General features: G+C 32.8%; 10 protein-coding genes. 9 read left to right on the plus strand and 1 reads right to left on the minus strand.

Going from position 1 to position 9,100, the window contains the following annotated elements:
* The 5 genes from IDG64_RS14040 to IDG64_RS14060 form a co-directional block, all read left to right on the plus strand.
* Window positions 1-212, plus strand: a 212-nt coding sequence (locus IDG64_RS14040) for a hypothetical protein (protein WP_206171343.1), incomplete at its 5' end; no start/stop codon positions are given.
* A 109-nt stretch (window positions 213-321) separates the two neighbouring features.
* On the plus strand, window positions 322-1,014 hold the full coding sequence (gene pyrF / locus IDG64_RS14045; protein WP_000654067.1) for an orotidine-5'-phosphate decarboxylase: 693 nt from the start codon (window positions 322-324) through the stop codon (window positions 1,012-1,014).
* Window positions 1,014-1,625, plus strand: a complete 612-nt coding sequence (gene pyrE, locus IDG64_RS14050; protein WP_001040248.1) for an orotate phosphoribosyltransferase — start codon at window positions 1,014-1,016, stop codon at window positions 1,623-1,625. The genes pyrF and pyrE overlap by 1 nt, the downstream gene beginning before the upstream one ends.
* Window positions 1,626-1,654: 29 nt before the next feature.
* On the plus strand, window positions 1,655-1,867 hold the full coding sequence (locus IDG64_RS14055; RefSeq protein WP_000998557.1) for a hypothetical protein: 213 nt from the start codon (window positions 1,655-1,657) through the stop codon (window positions 1,865-1,867).
* A gap of 436 nt (window positions 1,868-2,303) precedes the next feature.
* Complete coding sequence (locus tag IDG64_RS14060) at window positions 2,304-2,705, plus strand: VOC family protein (protein ID WP_000354184.1); 402 nt, start codon at window positions 2,304-2,306, stop codon at window positions 2,703-2,705.
* A 262-nt stretch (window positions 2,706-2,967) separates the two neighbouring features.
* Here IDG64_RS14060 and IDG64_RS14065 read toward each other — a convergent pair whose 3' ends face one another.
* Window positions 2,968-4,665, minus strand: coding sequence for an Rqc2 family fibronectin-binding protein (locus IDG64_RS14065; RefSeq protein WP_000312784.1), 1,698 nt, complete (start codon window positions 4,663-4,665; stop codon window positions 2,968-2,970).
* Between the two features lie 274 nt (window positions 4,666-4,939).
* Between IDG64_RS14065 and gmk the strand changes: the two genes are divergently transcribed.
* The 4 genes from gmk to priA form a co-directional block, all read left to right on the plus strand.
* A complete protein-coding gene (gene gmk / locus IDG64_RS14070; protein ID WP_000368228.1) occupies window positions 4,940-5,563 on the plus strand; it encodes a guanylate kinase in 624 nt (207 codons plus the stop codon).
* Complete coding sequence (gene rpoZ, locus IDG64_RS14075; RefSeq protein WP_000933956.1) at window positions 5,563-5,781, plus strand: DNA-directed RNA polymerase subunit omega; 219 nt, start codon at window positions 5,563-5,565, stop codon at window positions 5,779-5,781. Before gmk ends, rpoZ begins: the two co-directional genes overlap by 1 nt.
* A gap of 215 nt (window positions 5,782-5,996) precedes the next feature.
* Complete coding sequence (gene coaBC / locus IDG64_RS14080) at window positions 5,997-7,196, plus strand: bifunctional phosphopantothenoylcysteine decarboxylase/phosphopantothenate--cysteine ligase CoaBC (RefSeq protein ID WP_000722165.1); 1,200 nt, start codon at window positions 5,997-5,999, stop codon at window positions 7,194-7,196.
* A partial coding sequence (priA, locus tag IDG64_RS14085; RefSeq protein WP_206171344.1) for a replication restart helicase PriA occupies window positions 7,196-9,100 on the plus strand: 1,905 nt, incomplete at its 3' end. The genes coaBC and priA, both read left to right, overlap by 1 nt.

Genomic DNA, 9,100 nt, shown 5'->3' on the forward strand with positions numbered 1-9,100 from the left:
GTGGCGAAAATGATTTATTAACACGTATTCAAAATGGTGATGTTCAAATCGTTATAAATACAATGACTAAAGGTAAAGAAGTAGAAAGGGATGGCTTCCAAATTAGACGTACTACAGTTGAAAATGGTATTCCATGTTTGACATCTTTAGATACAGCTAATGCCTTAACGAATGTAATTGAAAGTATGACATTTACAATGCGTCAAATGTAAATCAATCAAACTGTATCGGTGGGGCTGTAATTAACCATTTACTTAAAGAAGTTTATATTACAGCCTCATTATTTTAATGAATTTCTTAATATAAAGGGAGACATATATGATGAAAGATTTACCAATTATTGCATTAGATTTTGAATCAAAAGAAAAAGTAAATCAATTTTTAGATTTATTTGATGAATCATTATTCGTAAAAGTAGGTATGGAACTTTTTTATCAAGAAGGTCCTCAATTAATTAATGAGATAAAAGAAAGAGGCCATGATGTATTTTTAGATTTAAAATTGCATGATATTCCTAATACAGTAGGTAAGGCGATGGAAGGACTAGCTAAATTGAATGTTGATCTGGTAAATGTTCATGCTGCTGGTGGCGTAAAAATGATGTCTGAGGCCATTAAAGGATTAAGAAAACATAATCAACATACAAAAATTATTGCAGTAACACAGCTTACGTCAACAACAGAAGACATGTTACGACACGAACAAAATATACAAACATCGATTGAAGAGGCCGTTTTAAATTATGCCAAGTTAGCAAATGCAGCTGGTTTAGATGGCGTTGTTTGTTCACCTCTTGAAAGTCGTATGTTGACTGAAAAGTTAGGTACATCATTTTTAAAAGTAACACCAGGTATTAGACCTAAAGGTGCATCTCAAGATGACCAACACCGTATTACGACACCGGAAGAAGCAAGACAGCTTGGTTCGACGCATATTGTAGTCGGTAGACCGATTACACAAAGTGACAATCCAGTCGAAAGTTATCATAAAATTAAAGAAAGTTGGTTAGTATAATGGCTAAAGAAATTGCAAAATCATTATTAGATATTGAAGCTGTAACATTATCACCAAATGATTTATATACATGGAGTTCAGGTATTAAATCACCGATTTACTGTGATAACCGTGTTACGTTAGGTTATCCTTTAGTTCGAGGCGCAATCCGCGATGGTTTAATTAACTTAATTAAAGAACACTTTCCTGAAGTAGAAGTTATTTCTGGTACTGCAACAGCTGGTATTCCACATGCAGCTTTTATTGCTGAAAAATTAAAATTACCAATGAATTATGTTCGTTCATCAAATAAGAGTCATGGTAAGCAAAATCAAATCGAAGGTGCTAAAAGTGAAGGTAAAAAAGTAGTTGTGATAGAAGATTTAATTTCGACAGGGGGATCTTCAGTCACAGCAGTTGAAGCCTTAAAACAAGCAGGTGCAGAAGTATTAGGTGTTGTAGCTATCTTTACTTACGGTTTGAAAAAAGCAGATGATACATTTAGCAATATTCAACTACCTTTTTACACTTTAAGTGATTACAATGAATTAATTGAAGTAGCTGAAAATGAAGGTAAAATTTCTAGTGAAGATATCCAAACATTAGTTGAATGGAGAGACAACTTAGCATAATATAGACACTAGAAGGAGGAATTCAACAAATGAATGACAAAACATCTAATGATTTATATGGGAAGATAAAACATTGTAACGAATTTATCAATCATTCAAATGATTCCAATCTATCTAGTAGTCACGATGTCGACGAAAGTTCAACGAAGCAAAAACATATAAAAAATAAAACAACTATAGATCATAATGATGATTTATTTAAACATGTAAAGGATATATTACGTAAACAAGGACAAATTTAAAAACAAAAAAGCTATAGTGTTTAATATCAGGGGCTGCTTAACCGCATCCGAATATTACAAACACTATAGCTTTTATTATATAAAAAATTTATTAGCGGATAATTAACTTTATTAAAATCCAACCAATTAAGAATACGAGTAATAGGACTAATACTGGAATCACATAATGTAACATAACGTCCCTCCTTTAACTTAATTTTAATTGTAATCAAATTTGACAATAAGTCAAAACATTAATACCTATGATAAGTATCATTTATTAACATATGTATCATATTTTTAATCTTGCGTAATTTTTATCGTTAACTATGTGATTTAATCAACAGGCCAATAAGACGTTTGTCATTCGTGCACATAACGGTATGACGCGCTTTTGTCATTTTAATTATGTTAAGATAATAGTAGTTATAGAAGTTCGACCTATAGGAGGCATAGCATGGATATTCCAAAAATCACGACATTTTTAATGTTTAATAACCAAGCTGAAGAAGCTGTTAAACTATACACAAGCTTATTTGAAGATAGTGAGATTATAACAATGGCTAAGTATGGTGAAAATGGACCTGGTGATCCCGGGACTGTACAACACTCAATATTTACATTAAATGGACAAGTATTCATGGCGATTGATGCTAATAGTGGCACAGAATTACCAATGAATCCTGCGATTTCATTATTTGTTACAGTAAAAGATACTATTGAAATGGAACGGCTATTTAATGGATTAAAAGATGAAGGTGCCATTTTAATGCCAAAAACGAATATGCCACCATACAGAGAGTTTGCTTGGGTTCAAGATAAGTTTGGAGTAAGTTTTCAATTAGCTTTACCTGAGTAAAAGGATTTGCACAGCGTTGAATGATAAAGAAACACTTTTTCTTATGCATGCGTTTTACCTATGTATTTCTATTTTAAGTACACATTAGCATTTTAGTTTCACTCATTTTTAAAATCACAAAGATAATTTGTAACTTAAATGATGATACGTTATTTAAAAACACGATACTTCGTTTCAATGAACGCATTAAATTAAAAATAAACACCTCGCAAAAGAAAGTAGTCCTTTCTTATGGTGAGGTGTTTATTTGTCGACAACTTGATTATGATTGTTTCATTTTTTGAATAAGTTCATAATCAGGTGTAGCATACAAAGTTTTTTGATTGTCATATGTTACAAACCCAGGCTTTGCACCTGATGGTTTGTGCACATTTTTAATTAATGTGTAATCAACAGGTATTTGTCCAGAATTACCAGCTTTTGAAAAGTATCCTGCTAACATAGCCGCTTCCTTGATTGTCGTATCACTTGGTGCATCATTAAATATAACGACATGTGAACCAGGAATATCTTTTGTGTGTAACCATGTGTGAGTTTTTTTAGCTTTTTTATTTGTTAAATAATCATTTTGCTTGTTATTCTTGCCAACATATATATCGTCGCCATCAGTTGATACATAATGTTGTAATTGAATCTGCGCTTTCTTTTTCTTAGTTTGATTTTTACGCTGTTTCATAAAGCCTTGTTCTGCTAATTCATCTCTAATTTCATCAATGTCATGGACAGAAATATGATGTAATTGTTGTTCGATTGTTGAAAAATAATCTATATTGTCTTTCGTCAATTGAATTTGATGTTGTAATTCACGTTCTCTCGTTTTCATACGATTATATTGTTTATAATAATATTGAGCATTTGCTGATGGGGATTTTGTAGGATTTAAAGGAATGACAACTTCTTCATTCGTATAATAATTCAATGCCGTCACTTCTTTATCGCCTTGCTTAATTCGATATATATTAGCAGTGATCAATTCACCATATAACTGTTCAGTATCTTTATTTTTAGACTGCTCATATTCTTCAATCAACTTCGCTAATTTATTTTGATATTTGTGCAACTGCTGTTGAACAAATCGAACTAAATCATTCGCACGTTGTTTAACGCGTTCACGTTCGCCACGCGCATCATAAAAACGATCAAGTAAATCATTTAATGAATCGTATGTAACTGTATCATCATTAAATTGATTTAACTTTATAAAATAGAAATCCTCTTTACCTGTTTCATGATTTTTATGAAAAATAGGAGTAGGTGGTAACTTGGTTTCTGCCATTACTTCGTCAAATGCTTCTGGTAATGTTGATGAAGTCATAAATTGACGACGACTAACGATTTCATTCGTAATTAAAGGGCTAAATCCTTCAAACTGATTCAATAATTGTTTAGCAATATTACCTGCGTTAAAATCGATATATTTCAACACCTCTGCACCTGTAATATCATACGGATTTATTTTGTGCTGAGTAGGTGGTGCTTCATAATTAAATCCTGGCATTACTGTACGATAGTGATTCGTATTTGGTGTTAAGTGTTTAAATCCTTCAATTATTTTGCGATTTTCATCTACTAAAATTAAGTTACTATGTTTACCCATAATCTCAAGGATGACAGTGCGGTAAATAGTATCGCCAATTTCATCTTTACTCTTTATTTCGATTTCAATGCGACGATCATTACCAATTTGCTTAATCGATTCGATAATACCACCTTCTAAGTGTTTTCTAAAAACACGCGCAAACATGGGTGGATTAAATGGATTATCATATTTTTTAGTAGTTAATTGTAATCTTGAAAAGTTTGGATGGATTGACAATAACAATTGATGGTTTTGTCTATTTTGACGTACAACCATTAGTATCGTGTCATTATCAGGTTGATTGATTTTGTGAACGCGTCCTGTTGTTAAAAATTGTAGAGACTCAACCATTTTCTTTGTAAATAAGCCATCATAAGCCATAATTTATCTTCCACCTTCTTCATATCATTCGTTTCATTTTAACATGATTGTAACTTTTCGGTATAGTTATTGAACCATACATTATGCCATACATTTTACATTATCTAAAAGTTTGCAATTCAATTTATTTAATTAAAATTAATCGTGCAATATAACGATATTGTTAGACTTAATAGAAATTATGGCATGCAATTTCAAATATGCTATACAATATAAAGAACAATGTGATATCATATTTAAATAATAGAAGATTAGCTTAGAGAGGTCGTAAGGCATGGATAATGAAAAAGGATTGTTAATCGTTTTATCAGGACCATCTGGAGTAGGTAAAGGTACTGTTAGAAAACGAATATTTGAAGATCCAAGTACATCATATAAGTATTCTATTTCAATGACAACACGTCAAATGCGTGAAGGTGAAGTTGATGGCGTAGATTACTTTTTTAAAACTAGGGATGCGTTTGAAGCTTTAATCAAAGATGACCAATTTATAGAATATGCTGAATATGTAGGCAACTATTATGGTACACCAGTTCAATATGTTAAAGATACAATGGACGAAGGTCATGATGTATTTTTAGAAATTGAAGTAGAAGGTGCAAAGCAAGTTAGAAAGAAATTTCCAGATGCGCTATTTATTTTCTTAGCACCTCCAAGTTTAGAACACTTGAGAGAGCGATTAGTAGGTAGAGGAACAGAATCCAATGAGAAAATACAAAGTCGTATTAACGAAGCGCGTAAAGAAGTTGAAATGATGAATTTATACGATTACGTTGTAGTTAATGATGAAGTAGAACTTGCGAAGAATAGAATTCAATGTATTGTAGAAGCTGAGCACTTAAAAAGAGAGCGCGTAGAAGCTAAGTATAGAAAAATGATTTTGGAGGCTAAAAAATAATGTTAAATCCACCATTAAACCAATTAACGTCACAAATTAAATCAAAGTATTTAATTGCAACAACTGCAGCGAAAAGAGCGCGTGAAATTGATGAACAACCTGAAACTGAATTATTAAGTGAATATCATTCATTTAAACCAGTTGGTAGAGCGTTAGAAGAAATTGCTGACGGTAAAATTCGCCCTGTTATTTCAAGTGATTATTATGGTAAAGAATAGTTTCGACCATTAAAAATATGTGAAGCTAGACGTACATCAAATACGTCAAGGGATATCCAAATCAAACGCACCTATGTAGGTGTGTTTTTTTAGTTTATCCAATGATTGATGTTATAATAATACTAAATTTGTATCTATAAAAAAGTAATGAGCATTTGTGCGCATATGATGATGTAAAGCGTAAATGTCATAGTGATATTTAAGGGAGATTGAATATGAAGAAAATATTATTAGCCGTTACAGGTGGCATTGCGGCATATAAAGCGATTGATTTGACAAGTAAGTTAACACAATCTGGGTATGAAGTTCGCGTTATGTTAACGAATCACGCACAAAAATTTGTGACACCATTAGCATTTCAAGCAATAAGTCGAAATGCTGTTTATACAGATACTTTTATAGAAGAAAATCCTTCAGAAATACAGCATATTGCATTAGGTGATTGGGCAGATGCAATCATTGTTGCACCTGCAACGGCAAATACAATTGCAAAATTGAGTGTAGGTATTGCTGATGATTTGGTGACATCAACGTTGCTAGCAACAGAGACACCGAAATTTATTGCGCCTGCTATGAATGTGCATATGTATGAAAATAAACGTACGCAGCAAAATATTAATATTTTAAAAGAAGATGGGTATCATTTTATCGAACCAGGAAGCGGATTTCTAGCATGTGGTTATGTTGCTAAAGGACGTATGGAAGAACCGCTTCAAATCGTTTCTGTTATTGATGCTCATTTTCAAAATAGTAATCGTTTAGCTAATAGTTCATTTCAAGATAAACGCGCATTGGTTACAGCAGGACCAACTATTGAAGTTATCGATCCAGTCAGATTTGTATCCAATCGTTCTTCTGGAAAAATGGGTTATGCAATAGCTGAAGCATTGCGAAATCGAGGAGCTATCGTGACGTTAGTTGCTGGTCCTACAACACTAGAGGATCCAAAAGATATTGAAGTTATTCATGTTCAAAGTGCTGAAGAAATGTTTGAACAAGTGACAAGCCGATTTGACGAACAAGATATTGTTGTAAAAGCAGCAGCCGTATCTGACTATACACCGGTTGATGTATTAGAACATAAGATGAAAAAGCAGGATGGTGATTTATCAGTATCTTTTAAACGTACTAAAGACATTCTTAAATATTTAGGTGAACATAAAACATCACAGTATTTAATAGGCTTTGCAGCAGAGACTGAAGATATTGAAAATTATGCACAACAAAAATTACGCAAGAAAAATGCAGATGTGATTATTTCAAATAATGTTGGGGATATGTCTATCGGATTTAGTTCTGATGATAATGAATTGACAATGCATTTTAAAAATAATGAAAAGGTAAATATCAAGAAAGGAAAAAAAGTAGTATTAGCTGCACAAATTTTAGATGAACTAGAAACTAGGTGGCAATAATGATAGCGAAAGTCATAGTCGATGTCGCGTCGAAGAGCGTTGACTATAAATTTGATTATATAATTCCTGAACAACTCGAATCTGTCATCCAACCTGGTGTGCGTGTGATTGTACCTTTTGGACCAAGAACGATTCAAGGTTATGTAATGGAAGTAACAGCAGAACCTGATGCACAACTTGACGTTTCGAAGTTAAAAAAAATCATAGAAGTGAAAGATATACAACCTGAATTAACATCAGAATTAATAGCTTTAAGTGAGTGGATGGGTTCAACTCATGTCATTAAACGTATTTCTATGCTAGAAGTGATGCTTCCGAGTGCTATTAAAGCGAAGTATAAAAAAGCATTTAAGATGAAAGATGACAAAGAGGTACCTTCAGCTTTATTACAAAAATTTGATAAGCATGGTTACTATTATTATAAAGATGCGCAAAAAAATAATGATATTCAATTGCTTATGAAGTTGTTAAAAGATGATATCGTTGAAGAAAAAACGATTCTCACACAAAATATAACTAAAAAAACCAAGCGTGCTGTTCGTGTCATTGAAGGGTATCATCCTGATGAAGTATTAGCTAAGTTGGAGAAAGTTATTAAACAATACGATTTGTATGCTTACTTGTCTGAAGAACAACATAAAACAATATTTTTAACTGATATTGAGGATATGGGCTTTTCAAAATCCAGTTTAGATGGACTTATCAAAAAAGGTTATGTTGAAAAATATGACGCGGTTGTTGAAAGAGACCCATTTAAAGATCGTGTTTTCGAACAAGAATCAAAACAGCAATTAACAGAAGACCAATATAAAGCATATGAAGCGATTAAAGCTAAAATTGTAAGCCAAGAGCAAGAAACATTTTTACTTCATGGTGTGACGGGATCAGGTAAAACAGAAGTATATTTACAAACGATAGAAGATGTTTTAAGCCAAGGAAAACAGGCGATGATGTTAGTTCCTGAAATCGCTCTAACACCGCAAATGGTTTTACGCTTCAAACGTCGATTTGGTGATGACGTTGCTGTATTACATTCTGGCTTATCTAATGGGGAACGTTATGATGAGTGGCAAAAAATTAGGGATGGTCGTGCGAGAGTAAGTGTTGGTGCAAGGTCAAGTGTGTTCGCACCTTTCAAAAATTTAGGGTTAATCATCATTGATGAAGAACATGAATCTACATATAAGCAAGAAGATTATCCGAGATATCATGCTAGAGAAATTGCCCAATGGCGAAGTGAATATCATCACTGCCCAGTCATTTTAGGAAGTGCAACACCATGTCTTGAAAGTTATGCACGAGCTGAAAAAGGCGTTTATCATTTGCTATCATTACCAAACAGAGTGAACCAACAAGCTTTACCTGAAATTGATATAGTAGATATGCGTGAAGAATTGAGTGAAGGTAATCGGTCAATGTTTTCAAAAGATTTACGTGAAGCCATACAATTAAGATTAGATCGACAGGAACAAGTTGTTTTATTTTTAAATCGACGTGGTTATGCATCGTTTATGTTATGTCGGGATTGTGGATATGTACCGCAATGTCCAAACTGTGATATTTCATTAACGTATCATAAAACGACAGACTTATTAAAATGTCACTATTGTGGTTACCAAGAGACGCCACCGAATCAATGTCCAAATTGTGAGAGTGAACACATTCGACAAGTAGGTACTGGTACTCAGAAAGTTGAAGAACTATTGCAACAAGAATTTGAAGATGCGCGCATAATTAGGATGGATGTAGATACAACCTCAAAGAAAGGTGCACATGAAAAGTTATTGACTGAATTCGAAAAAGGTAACGGTGATATTTTACTAGGTACTCAGATGATTGCGAAAGGATTAGATTATCCAAATATTACTTTAGTTGGTGTGCTGAATGCAGATACAATGTTAAAT

The sequence above is a fragment of the Staphylococcus sp. EG-SA-15 genome (assembly GCF_017151895.1).
In the GTDB taxonomy this organism is placed as follows: Bacteria; Bacillota; Bacilli; order Staphylococcales; family Staphylococcaceae; genus Staphylococcus; species Staphylococcus aureus.

Excerpts from the sequence above, each read along its gene's own strand:
- IDG64_RS14065 (WP_000312784.1), bottom strand. The coding sequence starts at position 4,665 with ATGGCTTATGATGGCTTATTTACAAAGAAAATGGTTGAGTCTCTACAA.
- IDG64_RS14055 (WP_000998557.1), top strand. The coding sequence starts at position 1,655 with ATGAATGACAAAACATCTAATGATTTATATGGGAAGATAAAACATTGT.
- gmk (WP_000368228.1), top strand. The coding sequence starts at position 4,940 with ATGGATAATGAAAAAGGATTGTTAATCGTTTTATCAGGACCATCTGGA.
- pyrE (WP_001040248.1), top strand. The coding sequence starts at position 1,014 with ATGGCTAAAGAAATTGCAAAATCATTATTAGATATTGAAGCTGTAACA.
- IDG64_RS14060 (WP_000354184.1), top strand. The coding sequence starts at position 2,304 with ATGGATATTCCAAAAATCACGACATTTTTAATGTTTAATAACCAAGCT.
- rpoZ (WP_000933956.1), top strand. The coding sequence starts at position 5,563 with ATGTTAAATCCACCATTAAACCAATTAACGTCACAAATTAAATCAAAG.
- pyrF (WP_000654067.1), top strand. The coding sequence starts at position 322 with ATGAAAGATTTACCAATTATTGCATTAGATTTTGAATCAAAAGAAAAA.
- coaBC (WP_000722165.1), top strand. The coding sequence starts at position 5,997 with ATGAAGAAAATATTATTAGCCGTTACAGGTGGCATTGCGGCATATAAA.